Origin of the sequence: Pseudomonas sp. URMO17WK12:I11 (assembly GCF_007677725.1) — a bacterium.
Taxonomy (GTDB): Bacteria; Pseudomonadota; Gammaproteobacteria; order Pseudomonadales; family Pseudomonadaceae; genus Aquipseudomonas.
The window spans coordinates 170,151-190,900 of the sequence record NZ_VEDF01000004.1; the positions used below are offsets into that span (position 1 = coordinate 170,151).

Annotated in this window: 21 protein-coding genes and 1 pseudogene; 14 read left to right on the forward strand and 8 right to left on the reverse strand. The window is 62.9% G+C overall.

What is annotated here, in order from left to right:
• Positions 1 to 531: 531 nt before the first annotated feature.
• Positions 532 to 1,185 carry a TIGR04211 family SH3 domain-containing protein gene (locus FS665_RS09520; protein ID WP_145186838.1) on the forward strand — a complete coding sequence of 218 codons (654 nt, stop codon included), beginning with the start codon at positions 532 to 534 and terminating at the stop codon, positions 1,183 to 1,185.
• A 68-nt stretch (positions 1,186 to 1,253) separates the two neighbouring features.
• Here the strand turns inward: FS665_RS09520 and FS665_RS09525 are convergent, their stop codons facing one another.
• Positions 1,254 to 1,526 carry a hypothetical protein gene (locus FS665_RS09525; protein ID WP_145186841.1) on the reverse strand — a complete coding sequence of 91 codons (273 nt, stop codon included), beginning with the start codon at positions 1,524 to 1,526 and terminating at the stop codon, positions 1,254 to 1,256.
• A 93-nt stretch (positions 1,527 to 1,619) separates the two neighbouring features.
• Positions 1,620 to 2,501: a LysR family transcriptional regulator gene (locus FS665_RS09530; RefSeq protein WP_145186844.1), complete on the reverse strand. Its 882-nt coding sequence runs from the start codon at positions 2,499 to 2,501 to the stop codon at positions 1,620 to 1,622.
• 130 nt (positions 2,502 to 2,631) lie between these two features.
• On the opposite strand from FS665_RS09530, the gene argC reads away from it, so the two are divergent.
• Positions 2,632 to 3,567, forward strand: coding sequence for an N-acetyl-gamma-glutamyl-phosphate reductase (argC, locus tag FS665_RS09535; RefSeq protein WP_145186847.1), 936 nt, complete (start codon positions 2,632 to 2,634; stop codon positions 3,565 to 3,567).
• A 72-nt stretch (positions 3,568 to 3,639) separates the two neighbouring features.
• Entirely contained in the window at positions 3,640 to 4,326 is a 687-nt protein-coding gene (locus tag FS665_RS09540; RefSeq protein ID WP_145186851.1) for a GNAT family N-acetyltransferase, read from the forward strand.
• Between the two features lie 6 nt (positions 4,327 to 4,332).
• On the opposite strand, the gene FS665_RS09545 is transcribed toward FS665_RS09540, so the two are convergent.
• The 5 genes and pseudogenes from FS665_RS09545 to FS665_RS09565 form a co-directional block, all read right to left on the reverse strand.
• A complete protein-coding gene (locus tag FS665_RS09545) occupies positions 4,333 to 5,088 on the reverse strand; it encodes an ABC transporter permease (protein ID WP_145186854.1) in 756 nt (251 codons plus the stop codon).
• Positions 5,088 to 6,293, reverse strand: coding sequence for an ABC transporter substrate-binding protein (locus FS665_RS09550; protein WP_145186857.1), 1,206 nt, complete (start codon positions 6,291 to 6,293; stop codon positions 5,088 to 5,090). The genes FS665_RS09545 and FS665_RS09550 overlap by 1 nt, the downstream gene beginning before the upstream one ends.
• Positions 6,280 to 7,101, reverse strand: a complete 822-nt coding sequence (locus FS665_RS09555; RefSeq protein ID WP_145186860.1) for an ABC transporter ATP-binding protein — start codon at positions 7,099 to 7,101, stop codon at positions 6,280 to 6,282. Before FS665_RS09555 ends, FS665_RS09550 begins: the two co-directional genes overlap by 14 nt.
• Positions 7,098 to 8,168, reverse strand: a pseudogene (locus tag FS665_RS09560) (acyl-CoA dehydrogenase family protein); the annotation flags it as partial. The gene FS665_RS09555 and the pseudogene FS665_RS09560, both read right to left, overlap by 4 nt.
• 42 nt (positions 8,169 to 8,210) lie before the next feature.
• A complete protein-coding gene (locus FS665_RS09565) occupies positions 8,211 to 8,771 on the reverse strand; it encodes a carboxymuconolactone decarboxylase family protein (RefSeq protein WP_145186865.1) in 561 nt (186 codons plus the stop codon).
• A gap of 103 nt (positions 8,772 to 8,874) precedes the next feature.
• On the opposite strand from FS665_RS09565, the gene FS665_RS09570 reads away from it, so the two are divergent.
• A complete protein-coding gene (locus FS665_RS09570; RefSeq protein ID WP_145186868.1) occupies positions 8,875 to 9,780 on the forward strand; it encodes an AraC family transcriptional regulator in 906 nt (301 codons plus the stop codon).
• Between the two features lie 397 nt (positions 9,781 to 10,177).
• The gene (locus FS665_RS09575) at positions 10,178 to 11,788 is read left to right on the forward strand and encodes a methyl-accepting chemotaxis protein (protein WP_371921256.1); all 1,611 of its coding nucleotides are present in this window, start codon (positions 10,178 to 10,180) and stop codon (positions 11,786 to 11,788) included.
• 51 nt (positions 11,789 to 11,839) lie between these two features.
• Here FS665_RS09575 and FS665_RS09580 read toward each other — a convergent pair whose 3' ends face one another.
• The gene (locus FS665_RS09580; RefSeq protein WP_145186874.1) at positions 11,840 to 13,246 is read right to left on the reverse strand and encodes a cytosine permease; all 1,407 of its coding nucleotides are present in this window, start codon (positions 13,244 to 13,246) and stop codon (positions 11,840 to 11,842) included.
• Between the two features lie 317 nt (positions 13,247 to 13,563).
• Here FS665_RS09580 and FS665_RS09585 point away from each other — a divergent pair, with 317 nt between their 5' ends.
• The 9 genes from FS665_RS09585 (at position 13,564) to FS665_RS09625 (ending at position 20,750) form a co-directional block, all read left to right on the forward strand.
• The gene (locus FS665_RS09585; RefSeq protein WP_145186877.1) at positions 13,564 to 14,049 is read left to right on the forward strand and encodes a flavin reductase family protein; all 486 of its coding nucleotides are present in this window, start codon (positions 13,564 to 13,566) and stop codon (positions 14,047 to 14,049) included.
• 74 nt (positions 14,050 to 14,123) lie between these two features.
• The gene (locus FS665_RS09590) at positions 14,124 to 15,164 is read left to right on the forward strand and encodes an LLM class flavin-dependent oxidoreductase (RefSeq protein ID WP_145186881.1); all 1,041 of its coding nucleotides are present in this window, start codon (positions 14,124 to 14,126) and stop codon (positions 15,162 to 15,164) included.
• 216 nt (positions 15,165 to 15,380) lie between these two features.
• On the forward strand, positions 15,381 to 15,977 hold the full coding sequence (locus FS665_RS09595; RefSeq protein WP_145186884.1) for an amino acid synthesis family protein: 597 nt from the start codon (positions 15,381 to 15,383) through the stop codon (positions 15,975 to 15,977).
• Positions 15,978 to 16,045: 68 nt separating this feature from the next.
• Entirely contained in the window at positions 16,046 to 16,879 is an 834-nt protein-coding gene (locus FS665_RS09600; protein WP_145186887.1) for an alpha/beta fold hydrolase, read from the forward strand.
• Entirely contained in the window at positions 16,876 to 18,357 is a 1,482-nt protein-coding gene (locus FS665_RS09605) for an aldehyde dehydrogenase (RefSeq protein ID WP_145186890.1), read from the forward strand. Before FS665_RS09600 ends, FS665_RS09605 begins: the two co-directional genes overlap by 4 nt.
• Positions 18,358 to 18,370: 13 nt before the next feature.
• Positions 18,371 to 18,856: a flavin reductase family protein gene (locus FS665_RS09610; protein ID WP_145186893.1), complete on the forward strand. Its 486-nt coding sequence runs from the start codon at positions 18,371 to 18,373 to the stop codon at positions 18,854 to 18,856.
• 84 nt (positions 18,857 to 18,940) lie between these two features.
• On the forward strand, positions 18,941 to 19,330 hold the full coding sequence (locus FS665_RS09615) for a carboxymuconolactone decarboxylase family protein (protein ID WP_145186896.1): 390 nt from the start codon (positions 18,941 to 18,943) through the stop codon (positions 19,328 to 19,330).
• A gap of 90 nt (positions 19,331 to 19,420) precedes the next feature.
• Complete coding sequence (locus tag FS665_RS09620; protein ID WP_145186899.1) at positions 19,421 to 20,167, forward strand: GntR family transcriptional regulator; 747 nt, start codon at positions 19,421 to 19,423, stop codon at positions 20,165 to 20,167.
• 19 nt (positions 20,168 to 20,186) lie between these two features.
• Positions 20,187 to 20,750 carry an NUDIX hydrolase gene (locus FS665_RS09625; RefSeq protein WP_145186902.1) on the forward strand — a complete coding sequence of 188 codons (564 nt, stop codon included), beginning with the start codon at positions 20,187 to 20,189 and terminating at the stop codon, positions 20,748 to 20,750.

Consider the following 20,750-nt stretch of genomic DNA (forward strand, 5'->3'; position numbering starts at 1 on the left):
TGACGCCAGCCCATTAGAGAAATAAGGAAGCTTCCTACAAGCTGCGCCCAAAAACGACCAAAAAGTCCTCATGCCACCCCACCACCGCATTTCAATAAAAGCAACTTGAACTGCATCGACGCATTGACCTAAATCAAAAAGTGGTCATTTCGACGATATATTCACTCGCAGAAAAAATAAACGCAGTGTTTGCAGTTGCACATTTGAAGTCAGAGACTTCCTCATTACGTGAGCAAGCCCAACTTACCGAGGTGTCCCTACTAGGCACCCGCATCAACCCGACCCGGCAACTAAACCGTTACTTAAAGTTATTGCGATCACGGTTACTTCTTCCAAGCTCGCCTCATTGACGAGTTGCCACTTCCAACGCGAAACTTGGCGCCAACCTGAGCATTTTCCGACGTCAGGTAGTGAACCTGCCCCGAAAATCGCGGTCTGTCCCTGACGGTCAAATAACCGACCAGTTCGCCGGCCCCGTGGCTGCCTTCCCAGCCCCCGCGCCTATATTTCCCGTTCCAGCGAAGACCCGACATGCCTGAATCCCGCCCAGCCTCCCCCGCCTTCCCTGCCCTGCGCATCAGCCTGCTCGCCACCTTGCTGGCCCTCGCCGTCCCGGTCCATGCCGAACAAGCGCCCGCCAGCGACGCCCGCTGGGTCAGCGACAGCCTGAGCACCTACGTGCGCAGTGGTCCGACCGACGGTCACCGCATCGTCGGCACGCTCAAGTCCGGCCAACCGGTGACCCTGGTTGGCAACCAAGGTAACTACAGCCAGGTGCGTGGACAGAATGGCGATCTGGTCTGGATTCTCACCAGCGACCTGCAGTCGGTACCCGGCCAGAACGAGCGCCTGCCGCAACTCGACGCCCAGGTTGCCGAGCTTTCCGGACAGCTCAAGAACATCGACGACAGCTGGAAGAACCGCGTGCAGGGCATGCAGGAAACCTTGGACTCACGCAAGCAACTGATCGACGAACTGCAAGCGCGCAATCAGGCGCTGAACGAACAGCTTGACCAGAGCCAGTCGAGCTTGCGCGACACCCAGGCGCGGTTGGGCGACGAGAACAAGCAAGTGATGATGCGCTACATGGTCTACGGCGGCAGCATCGCTGGTGCCGGCCTGCTGGCAGGCTTGATCCTGCCGGCGCTGACCCGTGGACGTAAGAAGAACGACCGTTGGTTCTGAACGCTTAGCCAAGCCGGCATGACGGCTTCTTCGTGATCAAGCCGGGAAGAAGCCGCCGAGCCGACCCTCTACTTGCCGCGTGCCTTGTTGTAAATGGTCTTGGCCCGATCGGCCGACGCTTGGCATTTTTCCATGTCGCCTGCTTTCTGGCCGTCTTTGGCCTGCTTCAATAGCGCTTTGAAGTCATGCGCCATGCCGCCATGCAGCCCCGGACCATCGGCCTTGTGGATGTCTTCCAGCTCTTTGATCTTGGCCGCGCAGTTGCTCGCGGGATCGGCGTGAGCGGTGAAACTCAGTACAGACGCAATCACCAGCAGAGGCACATATTTCATGGGTTTCATGGAGCGTTCTCCTGGAAATCAAATGGATCGTGTTGGTGCATCGAGCTCAATGCAAACAGCAGCATAGCTGAGCCCAGCAAGCTCGCTGCCGGGCTATTGCCGCACGCCCTGCAATGCCTCCAGCACGCGCGCGGTGGCTTGTTCGATTGGCCCCTCCCGGCAAGCGATACCCAGCTGACGCCATAAGCCTGGGCGCAGCGGGCGACGCACGATACGCCGGTCCAATTGCGCTGCCTCGCCCTCCTGGGGTAACAACGTGGCGCCGTAGCCCGCGCCGACCAGGCTTTTGATGGCATCGTTGTAGTTCAACTCGATGCGCGGCTCAGGAAACAACCCTGCCGCTGCGAACCACTCGCCCGTCACGCGCGACAGTTGCGTGCTGCTGTCATTGAGAATCAATGCACGCTGGCCGAGCCATGCCGGTGTGACCCTGGCGGGTGGCTGCCAATCGGCCGGCACATAGGCAAGGATCGGATCGCGCCGCCAAGGCGTGAGGGCAATACCTTTACGCGCAACCTGGGGCAGCGCCACCAGGGCGATGTCCAACACGCCTTGCCGCAGGTGCGCCAACGACGCCTGGGAGGTGAGTACCTGCACCTGCACATCGATGCCGGGATGGGTAAGGCGCAGTTGCTCGAGCGCTTGTGGCAACAGATGCGCGATAGCGCCGGTCGACGCCCCCAGGCGCACGCGACCGCTGCGGCCCTCGACCTGGCTGCGGACCTCGTCCAGCGCCAGGTCGGCATCGGCCAGCAGGCAGCGGGCACGGGCCAGCAGGGTTTCACCGATAGCCGTGGGCCGCACCTGCTGGCGATTGCGGGTCAGAAGCGTGGCACCGACCCGCGACTCCAATTCCGCCACATGCAGGCTGATGGTTGGCGGCGCCAGATTGAGCTGGCGTGCCGCCTGGGCAAAGGAGCCCAGGTCGGCTATCGCCACCAACGTGCGCAGGCGGTCAAGGCTGAGTTCTCGCATTGGTGTGGCGTCCGGGGGGCGGGGATTGCATACGATTCAGAAAATATGAACGTGCGCTTCACGATATTCAAATTTTCTTTATATCGAAGGCAAGCGAGCATAGGTCACATCTCTACGAGCGGAATCGACCATGCATACCCCACTGGTTTTCATCGATGGCGACCAAGGCACCACCGGCCTGCTAATCCACGCTCGCCTGCACGGCCGCGAGGATGTACGCCTGCTCACCCTGCCTGCCGACGAGCGCAAGAACCCGCAGCGCCGCGCCGAGGCCATCAACAGTGCCGACATCGCCCTGCTGTGCCTGCCCGACGATGCTGCCCGGCAGGCTGTACAGGCCATCCACAATCCAGCGGTGCGGGTCATCGACGCCAGCTCTGCGCACCGCACCACGCCGGGCTGGGTCTACGGCCTGGCGGAACTCGACAGCGGCCAGGCCGAACGCATCGCCCGGGCCAAGCGCGTGAGCAATCCCGGCTGTTACCCGACCGGCGCCATCGCCCTGCTACGCCCGTTGATCCATGCAGGCCTGCTGCCGGCTGACTATCCATTGAGCATTCATGCCGTCTCCGGCTACTCAGGGGGCGGTCGCGCGGCGGTGGAGCGGCACGAAGGCTCGAGCGCGCAGCAGGCGCCACAATTGCAGATGTACGGCCTGGAACTGGCCCACAAGCACGTTCCGGAGATTCAGTTGCACAGCGGGCTGGCGGCGCGCCCGGTGTTTCTGCCTGGCTACGCGGCGTATCGCCAAGGCATCGTGCTCAGCATCCCACTGCAACTGCGGCTGCTGCCTGGTCAAGCCAGCGCCGAACAGTTGCAGGCTTGCCTCGAACAGCACTACGAAGGTGCTCGCCATGTGCAGGTCATGCCCCTGCACCAGCACGGTCCAGCGGCACTGCTTGACCCTCAGGCCCTGAATGACAGCAATGACCTGCGCCTGGCGCTGTTCGCCAACCCGGAGCACGGCCAGGTCGTGCTGACCGCCGTGTTCGACAACCTGGGCAAGGGCGCCTCGGGCGCGGCGGTGCAGAACCTCGACCTCATGCTCGCGGCGATGCGCGACTAAAAAGGGGTTAGACTGTGCCCCCACGCCAGTCAGGTATGGGGTGATCCAACCGCAGCCGGAGTCCTTGCACCGATGTTCATTCTCAGCCGCCTCGACAGCGTGGTGCCCGAAACCTTCCAGAACCAGATCCGCGAACTGGTGATTCACAATGTCGGCGAATTGAGCAGCGTTGCCATCCAGGCGGACAACCCGCTCTACCCGCTGTACCAATACGGTGTGGGCATGGAAGTCCATCATTACCTGGACGCCATGGGCGCCAGCGGCGGCCTGGCAGTGGAGGTGCTGTTGGCCCTGGATGCCGACGCCCCGGATCAGTTGCTTGGTTTTGCCCTGGCATTGCCGGCGCAGGACAATCCCCAGGCCTGCGCCCTGGCGTTTCTGGCCGTGGCTGCAAGCCACCGTCGTCGAGGCATCGCCCGGGCCTTGCTGGGCGATCTGCAGGCACGCTACGCCAGCGTCGAGCTCAATGCCTTTGCGCACCAGGTGGCGTGGTTCGAAAACATGGGCATGCAAGTGCTAGCTGCCAGCGGACCGCAAGTGCTGATGAGCAGCACCGGCCAGGCCAGCGGCGCGCTGATCGGACGCGTGGACATCGCGCCGATCTACCAGAGCGCCGAAGTGCTGCAAATTCACACCTACCTGCTCAACCAGCAAGGTGAGGACGCCATGCTCGAAGCCGAGCAGCAGCGTGATGAAAGGCTCGATGCGCTGACCGCGCAAGCCAATGCCTGCGTTCAGGCGCGAAGGTCCGTGCACTGAACCCGGTCAGGCGTGTACCCAACGCCTGTGCAGCGCGCGCGCCAGGGCATCGAGCATGAAGCCCAGCACACCGATCAGCAGCACCATGGCCATCAGCTCCGAGTAGGCCAGGCGATCGCGGGTATCGAGGATGAAATAACCTAGCCCAGCGCTGACACCGAGCATTTCACACGGCACCAGCACGATCCACAGGATACCGATGGCCAGGCGCACACCGGTCAGCACATGGCCGATGACGCCAGGAACGATCACCTTGCATAGGGTTTCCCAACGCGTGGCGCTCAGGCTGCGGCTGAGCTGCAGCCAACGCGGATCGAGCTGCCGCACGCCGGCTGCGGTGTTCAACAGGATCGGCCAGAGCGCCGCGAATGCCAGCAGGAAGTAGATCGGCTGGTCGCCCACGCCCATCAGCATCACCACCACCGGCATCCACGACAGCGGCGAGATCATCCGCAGAAACTGAAACGCCGGCGTGGTGGCCGCTTCCAGATGCCGATAACTGCCCACCAGCAGGCCCAGTGGCACGCCAATCAGCAACGCCAGCAGCAGGCCGACGAGAATACGCTTGAGGCTGACCCAGATATGCCCGTAGACCTCGGCCTGGCCGAGCAACTCGACCAGGCTTGCCAGGGTCGCCTGCGGCGCGAAGCGTGCCGATAGGCCGTCGGCCTCGCCGAACAGCTGCACCCCAGCCCACCACAGCAGCAACAAGCCCAGCAAACCGACAAGGCCAAGGCCTGCGTGTATCACGTGCGTGCGCATCAGACCGCAAACTCCTCGCTGCGCCGCAAGTCCTCGGCAATGCCGAACACCGACGGCCCGCCTACGGCGGCAATGGCGTTGCGCACGAAACGCTCATCCACCAAGTCGCGCGCGGCATGGGCCGGATCCAGACCTGCGAGAAACGCACTGTCACCCTCGATCAGCGTGTGCTTCAGTCGCTTGACCAGCTCCTCGGTGTAGCTGGGGTACGGATAGGGCTGGAAGTCGATGCGCTGTTCGTCCCACTGCTGGTGCACGATCGCGCCGCTGGCGAGATAAGCGGCGCGGTCCTCGGCGGGCGGGGCCAGGACTTTGCTGAGCACGGCCGGCTCATGCGGGGTGTATTTGTTCGGCCCGGCCTTGGACAGCAAAGCCGCCGCCTCTGCGCGGTGCTCGCGGGTCCATTGCTGTGCCTTGACGATGGCGTTGACCACCTTCTGTGACCACTCAGGGCGATTGTTCAGGTCATGCTCGTGCATGAATACCACGCAGCAGGCATGATTGCGCCAGACATCTCCGGTGAAGCGCTGAACCCGCCCGACCTTGAGGTTCTCGGCCAGGGCGTTGAACGGTTCGGCGACGATATAGCCGGCAATGCGTTTGCTCGCCAGCGCCGGCGGCATGTCCGACGGCGGTAGCACCAGCAGGTTGACCTCGTTGGCGGCCAACTGCGCGTTGGCCGCTTTGGACACCGGGGTCAGACCATTGTCGTTGAGCATCTGCTGCAGCACCACGTTGTGGATCGAATACCAGAACGGAATCGCCACTGTCTTGCCGCCGAGTTGCTTGATGTCGGCGATGTCCGGGGCCACGGTCAGGCCGGAGCCGCCGACGTGGTTCCAGGCTACGACCTTGGCCGGCACCTTGCTGGCATAGCGCGCCCAAACGGTCATTGGCGACAGCAGGTGGATGACGTTGACCTGGCCTGAGATGAACGCTTCGATCACCTGTGCCCAGCTGCGCAGCAGAACCGGTCGCTCCGCCTTGATGCCCTCGGCCTCGAACAGTCCGTTGTTGTGCGCCACCAGCAACGGCGTGGCGTCGGTGATCGGCAGGTAGCCGATGCGCACCGGTGCGTCCGGCTCGGCGGCGGCGCGGGCCTGCAAGCTGGACAGTAGCGGCACGGCACCGGCGGCGGTGAGCATGGCGCTGAGCTTGAGAAAATCACGACGCGAGGTAGAGGAACAGCAGTCATCCATGCACATGTGCAGGCTCCAAAGGCAACGAGCAGGGGCGAGGCTCAGCGTTGCCGCTGGCCTGCCGCAGGGTTTTCAGAATGTCGATACGCAGCGCGCCGAGCTCCTCGACCCGCTGCGCCCGCGGTTGCGGCAGGTCGATGGACCATTGGCCGAGCACACGCGCCGGCTGATCGCCCAGCAACAGCACGCGGTCGGACAACAGCAGGGCTTCGTCGATATCGTGGGTAATCAGCACCGCAGCGGTGTTGTGAGTGGCGATCAACTGCAAAAGCAGTTGCTGCATGTCGGCACGGGTGACCTCATCCAGGGCACCGAAGGGCTCATCGAGCAGCAGCACTTGCGGCTGGCGTGCCAGGCAGCGGGCCAGTGCCGTGCGCTGGGCCATGCCGCCGGACAACTGGGCAGGATATTGGCCACGTGCGCGATCCAGGCCCACGGCGCTGATCGCATGGTCGATGCGGGCGCGACGTTCGGCCGGCGCCAGCTTGGGTTGCCGGGCGAAGTCCAGGCCGAAGGCGACGTTTTTCTCCAGGCTCAGCCAGGGCAGCAGGCTGGGGTCTTGAAAGGCCACCGCCAGGCGCGGGTGCGGGCCTTGCAGTGGCAGCCCATGCAGGCTCACGCTGCCGCTGCAGGGCTGTTGCAGGCCGGCCAGCACCCGCAGCAAGCTGGACTTGCCTACGCCACTGGGGCCAAGAATGCTCACCACCTCACCGGGCACCAGTTGCAGATCGAACTGCGCCAGCACCGCTTGCCACCCCCCTTCACGCGGATAACCCAGGCTGATGCCCTGGGCATGCAGCAACGCCTGGCTCATGCGCTGGCAGCCTGGCGGTGCAGTTCGGCGCGGAGCTGGACCAGGCTAGGCGTGACGATCGGCACGAACGCCGACTCGCGCCAGCGTCGGGCGAAGCCTGCGCCGAACTCATCCAGGTAGGCCTTGCCGCCACTGGCCTGCAGTTCGAGCTGAACGGCATCGGCGGCGCTTTCGGCCAGGGTGATGCGCAGTTTGAACAGCGCCGCCGGCTGGCCTTCGAAGCGACCTTCGAGCAAGCCCTGCTTGAGCTCGGCCACGGTGTTTTCCAAACGCTCCTTGAGCACCTGGCGGTGCTCCTCAAGGAACGACAAGCGCCCATGCAGGTGCTCGTGGACTTCCTGCAGCGAGCGCCGCGCCAGGCCAATTGCCATACCGCACTGCAACGCCAGAAACGCAGGCCGCACCTTGGGCAGAAACTGGCGGGCATTATCGTGCAACAGCCAGTCGCGGCCCAGTTCCACCTCATGGAACGCCAGCGCGGCGGTATTGCTCGATTGCAGCCCCATCAGCTGCAGGTCGTCGGAGCGCTCAAGGCCAGGGCTGGTAGAGGGGATGGCTGTGACGAACGGCGCCCCGCCGGCTTCGTCTTCGATCGCGGCGGCGACGACGAAGCCACTTTTGCGCAAGTTGGTCACCCAATGCAGGCGGCCGTCCAGGGTCCAGCCCGTTGCGCTTGGGCGAGCGCGCACTTGCAGCGACTCGATGCCCGAGAGGAATTTCATGGCATTTGACAGCCCGGTGGCACCGGCCAGCTCGCCGGTCAGCAGACCGGGCAGCAAGCGCTCGCGCAGGGTTTGATTGGGGCTTTGCAGCAGGTATTCGATGAACGCGCGCTGGCCCCAGCAGACGAACGCTGCGGCCAATGAACGGCTGGCGATGGCAGCGATGGCCTCGACCGCATGGGAGACCGCGCCGCCGCTGCCGCCCATGGCCGGATCCACGCCGATGCGCAGCAGCTGTGATTCGGCGATGTGCGCGAGCACCTGCTGCGGCTCGCACTGCCCCTGGTCGATGGCTTCGGCATGGGCATCCAGCCACTGACGAAATGCATTATCAAGCATGTCCCTACTCCTTGTTTGATCGCAGGCGCTACCGGCGCCAGGCCGACATCATGTGGTTGGCTGCCAGCGGTACTTGCTCAGCTCGTCATTGAGCGGCGTCTGGGCGAACACATTAGCAAAGTTGCACAAGGTTGCGAGGCTCACGCCCAGAATCACTTCCAAGGCGTTGCCTTCGGTGAAGCCGGCGTCGCGCAGTGCTTGATAAGTAGCGGCGCTGACATTGCCGCGGGTGGCGATGACTTCGCGGGTGAAGGCGGCCAGGGTTTCGTAGCGGGCGTCAGGCAATTGGCCACGTGCGCGCAGCGCCTCGACCACCTCAGCAGGCAACTTGGCCTTGTTCAGCGCAACGGCGGTGTGCCCGGCGACGCAGAAATCGCAGCCATGCTCGGTGGCAGCGATCAGCTGCACCACCTCACGCTCGGCCAGGGTGAGTTGGGACTTGCCGTTCAACGCCGATACCGTGACGTAGGTTTCCAACGCCGCTGGCGCATTGGCCAGCACGCCAAGCAAGTTGGGGATGAAACCGGAGTTCTTTTGCGCGTTTTCAAGGAATGGGCGAGCCGCTTCCGGGGCGCTCTGCAGAGTGTGTAGAGTAATGCGCGAGGTCATGGAGAGGTGTCCTTGAGTGAGAAGTGGCTATAGTCTGTTGGTTATAAGAACCGCTCTCCATATTCATCAGTCGCTTTTTCTTGCTCCTGAGTCTTTGCATTAGATGATTTCATCCAGCCATCTCGTCGATTGGTTATTAGAAAGCCTGGAGCTCGACACCAGTTTGTTTCACGTGGGCCGCTACTGCGGTGCCTGGCGTGCCAGCACCCACGGCATGGGCCGTGCCAGCTTTCATCTGGTGGTTCAAGGACACTGCTGGCTGCATGTCGACGGCCACGATCAGCCCGAACGGTTGGAAGCTGGCGATGCGGTGTTTCTGTTGCGCGACCTGGGATATCGGCTTTCCAGCGATCAGGATCCCGCCACAGCCTGTGCACAGCCGCGGCAAACCATGCAGGCGCTGGCCCCCGCTGCAAGCGATGGCGTAGGCCTGGTGTGCGGTTTTTTCGACTTTCGCCCGGGCTTGTCGTCGCTGATCGTCGAGGGACTGGCCGACTGGATCGTGCTGCGCGCCAATGAGCCGGCCGGGCATGCGGCCAGGACCCTGTTCGGCCTGATTCTGGACGAGTGCCAAGGCACTGCGTCCCAGACCTTGCTCGAGCGCCTGACGCACCTGCTGTTTCTTTACGTCCTGCGCCAGCAGGTGAATGCCGGCACGCCGCTGCGCGGGCTCGTGGCCCTGGCGCGCCAGCCTGGTTTCAGTGCCCTGCTGGAGCAACTGATCGATCAGCCTGGACAAGCCTGGAGCCTGGAAACCATGGCGGCGCTGACCGGACTTTCGCGCTCGGCGTTCTTCAAGCGTTTCGTCGACTGCGCCGGGCAGTCGCCGGGCCAAGTGCTTCTGGCCCTGCGCATGCGCCATGCCCGTCACTTGCTGCAAGCGGGCAACACGGTAGAGCAAGTCGGTGCGCAGGTCGGTTATCAATCGGTAGCTGCCTTCACCCGCGCCTTTGCCAAGGCCATTGGCGTGCAACCGGGGGCGTACCGACGCCAGCATGAACAGCGCTGAGGGGCAACTCAGGCCGGATCAGGCGGGTGTAAAGCAGATTACCTCGAGCGTATCTCCCCTGCCCCAGCGCCCGTGCGCCGCTCGCTGATCCAGCGACTGACCTGTTGCTTCAATTCGGCCGACAATAATCGGCTAATTGCCATCGTTTAACGACCATTTCCTGACAGATCCGTCAGAAAACGACGATTTACCAGGCATTGTTTTTACATTGAATGACTGGTCAATATTAGTGGCCATATGGCATCATCGAAATCAAAAACGCATTCGCGAGGGTGAGGCACACATCTAAATCCGCAGCGCATCGAGAGCTTGGCACCACCCCGGTGACCCGGCCTTTCGTCCATGCTCTTGACGCCTGCACGCCAACGTCAAGGAGCAATCGATGCACTTAAGGAATATGAAGATCGGCACCCGTGCCACCAGCGTGTTCGCCCTCTTGGGCCTGCTGGTCTTGGCCATGGGCCTGATCGCGCTCTATGAAACCCAGCAGATGGACGAAGCCACGGACGAAATCCGCGTGACCTGGATGCCCGCGGTGGTGTCGCTCAGCGAAATCAGCACCAACCTCGGCCGAGCCCGCGCCGTCACGTTGCGCGCCGCGCTCGATGAGAGCCCCAGCGAACGCGCGCGCAGCATCGACATGGTCAAGACCATCAACGATCAGCTCAAGGCCGGGCTCAAAGCCTACGATGACACGATCATCGACGCCGATGACCGTGCGTTGTTCACGACCTTCCAGGGTGCCTATCAGCAATACCTCGATTTGCAACTGCTGGTGCTGCAAGATATCGCGGCCGGCCGCATGCTCGAAGCCAAGCAACAGATCGGCGGACCCCTGTCGCAATACGCCGACACCATGATGAAAACCCTGGGCGCGCTGATCGCCTACAACGGCAAGGGCGCTGAAGATGCATCGCAACGCAGCAGCGATGTGGCCGACCAGGCCTTTACTGCGGTGCTGGTGGCACTGGCGGTGATCCTGCTGGCCCTGGCTGGCGTGGCGACCCTGCTTACACGCAGTATCGTGGTGCCGCTGGGCGAGGCCGTCGCCGTCGCGGAACGTGTGGCCACTGGCGACCTCACCCAGCAAATTCAAGCCACCGGTCGAGACGAACCAGCACTGCTGCTCGGCGCCTTGAATCGTATGCAGACCAGCCTGCGTGACACCATTCGGCAGATCGCTGCGTCTTCCGACCAACTGGCGTCGGCTTCCGAAGAGCTGCACAGCGTGACCGAGGACACCAGCCGTGGCCTGCATCAGCAAAGCGCGGAGATTGACCAGGCGGCCACCGCCGTCAACCAGATGACCGCGGCCGTCGAAGAGGTGGCCAACAATGCGGTGAGCACCGCGGACGCGTCCAAAGGCGCCGACCAGACCACCCGCGACGGTCGCGATCAGGTCAACCAGGCGCTGGCCTCCATCGAGCAATTGGTCAACGACGTGACCGGTACTTCGGTTGAGATCGAGCAGTTGGCCAACAATGCCAACGAGATCAGCCGGGTGCTGGATGTGATTGGCGCCATCGCCGGGCAAACCAACCTGCTGGCGCTCAACGCCGCCATCGAAGCGGCCCGCGCCGGCGAGGCCGGACGTGGCTTTGCCGTGGTTGCCGACGAGGTTCGCGCACTGGCCCACCGCACCCAGCAGTCGACGGCCGAGATCGAGCAGATGATCGCCGGCATCCAGACCGGCACCGAACGCGCAGTTGCGGCGATGCACAACAGCCGCGGCCGCGCCAATGGCACCCTGGAAGTGGCACAAGGCGCGGGCGGTGCGCTGCAAGTGATCGCCGAGGCGATCGCCTCGATCAACCAGCGTAACCTGGTGATCGCCAGCGCTTCGGAGGAGCAGGCGCAGGTGGCCCGGGAAGTGGACCGTAACCTGGTGAACATTCGCGACCTGTCGATGCAGACCTCGGCCGGGGCCAACCAGACCAGCGCGGCGGCTCAGGACCTGTCGCGCCTGGCGGTAGACCTCAACGCCATGGTCGCGCAGTTCAAGGTCTGAGCAGAAACGATCGGGGCCGCAGCGCGGCCCCTTCGTACAGCTACCCGGCGCTCATTCGTTGACGCTGACCACCCGCCCTGCCTTGTCGGCAGCCTTGCCACGGGTCGCCAGGCAATAGTACAGCGGCACCGTCACCAACAAACCGAACAACCACGACAAGTCAGCCCCTTCGACGAGGTTCGAATAAGGCCCGACATACAGCGAAGTGTTGGCGAACGGCAGCTGCACCAGGATGCCGCAGGCGTAGGCGATGATCGCGTGGTGATTGAAGCGGCCATAGATGCCGCCGTCGGCACGGAAGATCGAAGCGATGTCGTATTGGCCCTTCTTGATCAGGTAGAAGTCGATCAGGTTGATCGAGGCCCACGGCACCAGGACCAGCAACAGCGCCAGAATCAGGCCGATGAACTGGCCGATGAAGTCCGCCGAGGCGTTCAGCGCCACCAGCGCGCAACCGACCAGGATGATCGAGGCGAGCACCACGCGGACCTTGACGCTCGGGGTCCACTCGGCGATGAAGGTCTGGATCGCCGTGACGATGGACAGCACCGCGCCATACAGGTTGAGCGCGTTGTGGCTGATGATGTTGAGCAGAAACAGTACCATCAGGATCGGGCCCAGCCAGCCGGTAGCCTGCTTCACTGCGTCCATTGCATCAGTGCCCTGGGGGACGCACAAGACAGCGATGGCGCCAAAGCTGAAGCACAGGATAGTACCCAGCGTCGCGCCGAAATAGGTCGCCCAGAAAGGTTTGGCGATGCCTACTTCGCGCGGCAGGTACCGCGAATAGTCCGAGGTGTAGGGCGAGAAGCTGATCTGCCAGATGATGCCCAGCGATACCGTGGCGATGAAGCCCGACAGGTTGAAAGCGCCGCGGCTGAAGAAGTCGGCGGGCAGTTCCTGGACGAACATCATGATGAAGCCGGCCAAAAGCGCCGAGCCCATGACCCAGGTGCCGATGCGATTGAGGATATGGATGAAGCGGTAGCCGATCACGCCGATGGCCGTGGCGCTCAACGCGCCGATCACAATGGCACTGGGCATCGGCACGCCTGGGGCGATGCCGTGAATGGTCTTGCCCGCCAGCACGATGTTGGAAATGAAGAAGCCGACATAGATCAGCGCAGTGAAGAACACGATCAGCAAGGCGCCATAGCGGCCGAACTGGCCACGGCTCTGCACCATCTGCGGAATGCCCAGCTGCGGTCCCTGCGCAGAGGCCAGGGCGATGAACACGCCCCCGATCAGATGACCCATGACGATGGCGACCAGCCCCCACAGCAGGTTCAGCTGAAACACCTGGACCACCATGGCGCCGGTGACGATTGGCAGTGGCGCGATGTTGGTACTGAACCAGAGGGTGAACAGGTCGCGCGCCTTCCCATGGCGCTCGGCAGGTGGAACGTAATCGACCGTGTGATTCTCGACAAACTGGTGTTGCGACGACGGTTGGGACATAGGATTCAGCTCGAAAGGTCGTTTTTATCGTTGTAAGGAAACCGCATCTAGGCGGCCTCTCAGCTGCGGACCATATTATGGTATTCCAAGCTTTTGACAACACTGCTCCGCAGGAAAAAACCGCCACTGATCTGCTTTGAACGCCCCTGCGACAAACCGACTCACCGCGCAAAGCCACGGAATTCGTTGCTTTCAGCAATTCATCGTGAAAAATCAGCGGTGAAAATTCTGCTTGCAAAATAGGTATTACGGTATACCATCAGACACATCAACGATAAAAACCGCGGACCACCGCAGCCTTTTCAGAGGTACCTTTGATGATCGACGCAACCGTCTACAAGCACGTCCTGGGCTCCTTTCCCTCCGGCGTTACCGTCATCACCACGCTGGACGACGACGGCTCGGTCGTCGGACTGACTGCCAGCGCTTTTTCCTCCCTGTCGATGGACCCGCCGCTGGTGCTGTTCTGCCCCAACTACAGCTCCGACTCCTACCCTGTACTGATCAAGCAAAAGCGCTTCGCCATCCATCTGCTTTCCGGTGAACAGCAGGCTGAAGCCTATGCTTTCGCAAAAAAAGGCAAGGACAAGGCCACGGGTATCGAGTGGACACTGAGCGCGCTGGGCAACCCGATCCTGGCTGGCGCCACCGCCGTCATCGAGTGCGAACTGTGGCGTGAATATGAAGGTGGCGACCACGCCATCATGGTCGGCAAGGTGCACAACCTGATCGTACCCGAGCAGGCGCCACGGCCGATGATCTATTGCCGCGGCAAGATGGCCAGCCTGCCGGCCTTTGCCTGAAGCCCATTGTCAATCGAGACACCTGGTGCCGCCTGCGCGGTACCAGACACTTTCAAGCGTTGAGGAAAAGCCCCATGAAATTTTCGTTGTTCGTGCACATGGAACGTTGGGATGAACAGGTCAGCCACCGCCAGCTGTTCGAAGACCTGACCGAACTGACCCTGATGGCCGAGAACGGTGGTTTCAGCACGGTATGGATCGGCGAACACCACGCCATGGAATACACCATCTCGCCAAGCCCGATGCCGCTGCTGGCGTACCTCGCCGCCCGCACCGAGAAGATCCGCCTGGGCGCCGGGACGATCATCGCCCCCTTCTGGAACCCCATCCGGGTGGCCGGCGAGTGCGGCCTGCTCGATGTAATCAGTAACGGCCGCATGGAAGTAGGCCTGGCCCGTGGCGCCTATCAATTCGAATTCGACCGCATGGCTGGCGGCATGCCGGCAACCGACGGCGGCAAGGCTCTGCGCGAGATGGTGCCGGTGGTGCGCAAGTTGTGGGAAGGCGATTACGCCCATGAAGGCGAGGTCTATAAATTCCCGACCTCGACGAGTGTGCCGAAGCCGTTCAACGCCACTCCACCGATGTGGATCGCCGCGCGCGATCCGGATTCGCACAATTTTGCCGTGGCCAACGGCTGCAATGTGATGGTCACGCCGCTGATGAAGGGCGACGAAGAAGTGCTGGATTTGAAAAACAAGTTCCAGGCCGCCTGCGACAACAACCCCGAGGTGCCGCGCCCGCAACTGATGGTGCTGCGTCACACGCATGTGCACAGCCCGGCCGAGCCTGAAGGCTGGAAGGTCGGCGCCCAGGCGATTTCGCGCTTCTACCGCACCTTCGATGCCTGGTTCGGCAACAAGACCGTGCCGGTCAATGGCTTCCTCGAACCGAGTCCCGAGTCGAAGTTCGCTGAAGTGCCGGCGTTCCAGCTGGAGAACATCCGCAAGAACACCATGATTGGCACGCCCGAAGAAATCATCGCGCGGATCAAGTACTACCAGGAGCTGGGCGTCGACGAATTCAGCTTCTGGTGCGACAACAGCCTGCCGCACGCCGAGAAGAAAAAGTCGCTGGAGCTGTTCATCAAGGAAGTGGTGCCAGCGTTCGCGTGAGACGGTATCGCTCCAAAGCCCGCGCAAGCGGGCTTTTTTTTAGCTGCAAGGCGCGAATGCCAGGCGCCTGAAGAAGCCTTCTTCCTGGCTTGCAGCTCGCTGAGAGAGGCCCTTTCGTCTTTGCCGAGAGAGAAATTTTCGGCCACCTCTTGCACAACAAATATTATGGTATACCATCAGACAACAAGAGCTGATAACCCTCACCAGGAGCCATCCATGAGTTTCGAAATCCGCAAGATCGTCACCTACTCCGAAGAGACCCGCATCGAAGGCGGCAAGGCGACCGACAAGCCAGTGACCATGGTCGGCCTGGCTGTGGTCATCAAGAACCCTTGGGCTGGTCGCGGTTTCGTTGACGACCTCAAGCCGGAGATCCGTGCCAACTGCTCCGCGCTCGGTGCCTTGATGGTCGAACGCCTGACCGCCGCCATCGGCGGTGCCGACAAGATCGAAGCCTACGGCAAGGCTGCCGTGATCGGTGCCGACGGCGAGATCGAACACGCCTCGGCCGTGATCCACACCCTGCGTTTCGGCAACCACTACCGTGAAGCGGTCCAGGCCAAGAGCTACCTGAGCTTCACCAACAAGCGCGGCGGCCCGGGTACCTCGATCCAGATCCCGATGATGCAGAAAGACGACGAAGGCCTGCGCTCGCACTACATCACCCTGGAAATGCAGATCGAAGACGCACCGCGTGCCGATGAAATCGTCGTCGTGCTCGGCGCTGCCGACGGCGGCCGCCTGCACCCGCGTATTGGCAACCGCTACATCGACCTGGAAGAACTGGCTGCCGAAAAAGCCAACGCTCAATAACAACAACCAAGACGGGCCGGGGCGTGGCGTGCTTACCCGCCGCGCCCGACCTTCAAGGAGCGCCCTTCATGATTCAGCCTGTCGCTGAACGTACACCCGCCGGCACCAGCTACCTGTCTGTCGGCCAGGGCCAACCCGTGGTACTGATCCACGGCGTGGGCCTGAACAAGGAAATGTGGGGCGGTCAGATCGTTGGCCTGGCCAGCGGCTACCGCGTCATCGCCTACGATATGCTCGGCCATGGCCAGAGCGCCCTGCCCGCCGCCGATATCGGCCTGGAGGGGTACGCCGCGCAGCTCGCCGAATTGCTCGACCACCTGCAGATCAGCCAAGCCAACGTGATTGGCTTCTCCATGGGCGGCCTGGTCGCACGGGCCTTTGCCCTGCACTATCCGCAGCGCCTGTCGGCCCTGGTGGTGCTCAACAGCGTGTTCAACCGCACCCCCGAGCAGAGCGCCGGGGTCATCGCCCGCGCCGCCCAGGCCGCCGAGCTCGGCCCCGATGCCAACGTCGATGCAGCCCTGGATCGCTGGTTCAGCCGCGAGTACAAGGCCGCCAACCCTGCCCAGGTCGCCGCCATCCGCCAGGTGCTGGCCAGCAACGACCCGCAGGGCTACCACACCACCTACTCGCTGTTCGCCACCCAGGACATGTATCGCGCCGCCGACCTTGGCAACATCCAGGTGCCGACGCTGATCGCCACCGGTGAACTCGATTCCGGCTCCACCCCGGCCATGACCCGCCAGCTCGCTGCCTGCATTCCTGGCGCGCGCAGTGTGGTCCTCGCCGAGCAAAGGCATATGATGCCCGTGGAAGCCCCGCGTGAAGTCAACAAGATGCTGCTGGACTTCCTCGCCCAAGCTCGCAGCCTTTCCGAATCTGCCAAGGGGATTGTTGCATGACCCTCGTTCGTTTCCAGATGTGCATCGATGGCCAGTGGCTCGATGCCCAGAGCGGCAAGACCTTCGATAGTCTCAATCCGGCCACGGCGCAGGCCTGGGCGCAACTGCCCGATGCCGGCGAAGCCGATGTCGAGCTGGCCGTACAGGCTGCGCAGCGCGCCTTCGACAGCGCCCAATGGCGCAGCATCAGCGCGACCGCACGCGGCAAGCTGCTGCGCCGCCTGGGTGATCTGATTGCCGAGAACAAGGAACACCTGGCCCAGCTGGAGAGCCGCGACAACGGCAAGCTGATCCGCGAAACCCGCGGCCAGGTTGGCTACCTGCCAGAATTCTTCCATTACACCGCAGGCCTTGCCGACAAGCTCGAAGGCGGCACCCTGCCGCTGGACAAGCCTGATCTGTTCGCCTACACCGTGCACGAGCCGATCGGCGTGGTCGCCGGGATCATCCCGTGGAACAGCCCGCTGTACCTGACCGCGATCAAGCTGGCCCCTGCCCTGGCTGCAGGTAACACCATCGTGCTCAAGCCATCCGAGCACGCCTCGGCTACCATTCTCGAGCTGGCCCGCCTGGCCCTGGAAGCCGGCTTCCCGGCTGGGGTGGTCAACGTGGTGACTGGCTACGGTCCAAGTACCGGTGCTGCGCTCACCCGCCACCCATTGGTACGCAAGATCGCCTTCACCGGCGGCGCCGCCACCGCCCGTCACGTGGTGCGCAGCAGTGCCGAGAACTTCGCCAAGCTGTCGCTGGAGCTGGGCGGCAAGTCGCCGAACATCATCTTTGCCGATGCCGACCTGGACAGCGCCATCAACGGCGCGGTAGCGGGCATCTACGCCGCCTCCGGGCAAAGCTGCGTGGCCGGCTCGCGCCTGCTGGTGCAGGATGAGATCTTCGATGAGTTCGTCGAGCGCCTGATCGCCCGCGCCAAGCGCATCCGCATCGGCAGCCCGCAAGACGACGCCAGCGAAATGGGCCCGATGGCCACGGCCCAGCAACTGGCCGTGGTCGAAGGGCTGGTCGCAGCGGCCAAGGCCGAAGGTGCCAAGCTGCACATGGGCGGCAAGCGTGCCGAGGTCGAGGGCGACGGCTGGTTCTACGAGCCGACGCTGTTCGAATGCGACAGCAATTCGATGACCATCATGCAGGAAGAAGTATTTGGCCCGGTTGCCGCGGTGATCCGCTTCAAGACCGAAGAGCAGGCCCTGGCCATTGCCAACGACTCGCAGTTCGGCCTGGCCGCCGGTATCTGGACCCGCGACCTGGGCCGCGCCCACCGCCTGGCCCGCGACGTGCGTTCCGGGATCATCTGGGTCAACACCTACCGCGCCGTGTCGGCCATGGCGCCGATCGGTGGCTTCAAGAACAGCGGCTACGGCCGTGAAAGCGGCATCGATTCGGTGCTGGCCTATACCGAGCTGAAGACCGTGTGGATCAACCTGTCCACCGCGCCGATGCCCGACCCGTTTGTGATGCGTTGAGAGGTAGCACGAGATGATCGAACCAGGCATCTACAAAGACGTGATGGGCTCGTTCCCGTCCGGCGTCACCGTGGTCACCACCCTGGATGCCGACGGCGGCATCGTCGGCATCACCGCCAGCGCGTTCAGCGCGCTGTCGATCGACCCGGCGCTGGTGCTGTTCTGCCCCAACTACGCCTCCGACACCTACCCGATCCTGCGTGACAGCAAGCAGTTCGCCATTCACCTGTTGTCGGCCGAGCAAACCGCCGAAGCCTACGCCTTTGCCGGCAAGGGCAAGGACAAGGCCAAGGGCGTGGAGTGGCACCTGAGCGAGCTGGGCAACCCGTTGCTGGCCAAGGCCACCGCGATCATCGAATGCGAGCTGTGGCGCGAGTACGACGGTGGCGATCATGCGATCATCGTCGGCGCCGTGAAGAACCTGGTGCTGCCGGCCGAGCCGGTGACGCCGATGGTCTACCACAAAGGCAAGCTGGGCGCCCTGCCACCGTTGGGCTGACGGCACCCACCCACCTTTTTTTGGGGGCTGCGCACATCGTCTCACCCTCGGTTGCGGCCCCTGTTTTATTGCGGAGCACTGCGCATGAGCAACGAGAAGTACGACAAAGGCCTGGAGATTCGCACTCAGGTGCTGGGCGAGGACTACGTCAACCGTTCGATCCAGAACGCCGACGACTTCACCAAGCCGCTGCAGGAGCTGGTTACCGAATACTGCTGGGGTCATGTCTGGGGCCGTGAAGGCTTGTCGCTCAAAGAGCGCAGCATGATAAACTTGGCCATGATTTCCGCGCTCAACCGGCCCCACGAGCTCAAGCTGCATATTCGCGGCGCCTTGCGCAATGGCCTGAGCCGTGAGCAAATTCGCGAGATCCTGCTCCAGGTCGGCATTTATTGCGGCGTACCGGCGGCGGTGGACAGTTTCCGCCTGGCCCGCGAAGCGTTCGCCGAAGCCGATGCGGAGTCAACCCGTTAACAGCGGGCTGTTCGAACCCACGCAAGGAGCACCCGCGGTTCGTGGTGTTGCATGACGTGGGCGCAGACAGCCTCATTCAGAGCGCCTTCGATGAAACGCCAGCCCCTCGACGACAGCTTCAAGGTCAACCGCAACCCCGTTACCCTGCGTGAAATCGTGCTCGACAAGCTGCGCGGCGCGATCATGAATTTCCACCTGCTGCCAGGCGACCGCCTGGTCGAGCGCGACCTCTGCGACCGCCTCGGCGTCAGCCGCACGTCGGTGCGCGAGGCCTTGCGCCATCTGGAGTCCGAAGGGCTGGTGGAATTCGCCGACGCCAAGGGCCCGCGGGTGGCCATCATCACCCTCGAAGATGCCCGCGATATCTACGAATTGCGCTGCGTGCTCGAAGGCTTGATCGTCCAGCTGTTCACCCTCAACGCCAAAGCCAAGGACATCCGTGCCCTGGAACGCGCCCTTGAAGTCAACCGCGAAGCGCTTGAAGAAGGCGAACTGCAACAGGTGCTGGATTCGGTGCAAGGCTTCTACGACGTGTTGCTCGAAGGCTCGGGCAACCAAGTGGCGGCGCAGCAGCTGCGCCAGCTGCAAGCACGCATCAGCTACCTGCGCGCCACCTCGGTGTCGCAGCAGAACCGTCGCGGTGCCAGCAACCGGGAAATGGAAAAGATGGTCGAGGCGATCAAAGGTGGCGACCCGCTGGTAGCGCACCAGGCCTCGGTCGACCATGTGCGTGCCGCCGCCAAGGTCGCGCTCGATTACCTGCGCCAGAAGCAGGATGACAACCCCAAGGTGCGCGACATGGTCGAGCCTTTGGCCCTGAAGGATCCACGCATCTGAACCCCGCATAGGCCCTGACATGCCCAACGTCCCGCGCTACTGCCCGCACTGCACCACGCAACTGGCCCGGGGCGTGCCGCCTGGCGATACCCACGAACGCCTGCACTGCACCGGCTGCGGTTACGTGCACTACATCAACCCGAAGATCATCGCTGGCTGCATCATCGAGCGCGACGGCAAGTACCTGCTGTGCCAGCGCGCCATCGCCCCGCGCCCAGGCACCTGGACGCTGCCGGCCGGGTTCATGGAAGCCGGTGAAACCACCGAGCAGGCGGCCCTGCGCGAGGTCTGGGAAGAAAGCGGGGTGCGCGGCGACATCGTCTCGCCCTACTCGATCTTCAGCGTGCCGACGATCAGCGAGGTGTACATCATCTTCCGCGCCGTGGTCATCGAAGAAACCGGGCAATACGGCCCGGAAACCTCCGCTTACAAATTCTTCGAACCGGATGAAATCCCCTGGGACGAAATCTATTATCCAGCGATCCGGCAGATTCTCGAACGCTATATCCTCGAGCGCCAGGCTGGGGTATACGGCATTTACATGGGCAATGACGACACCGGCAAGGTGCACTTCATGCGTTGA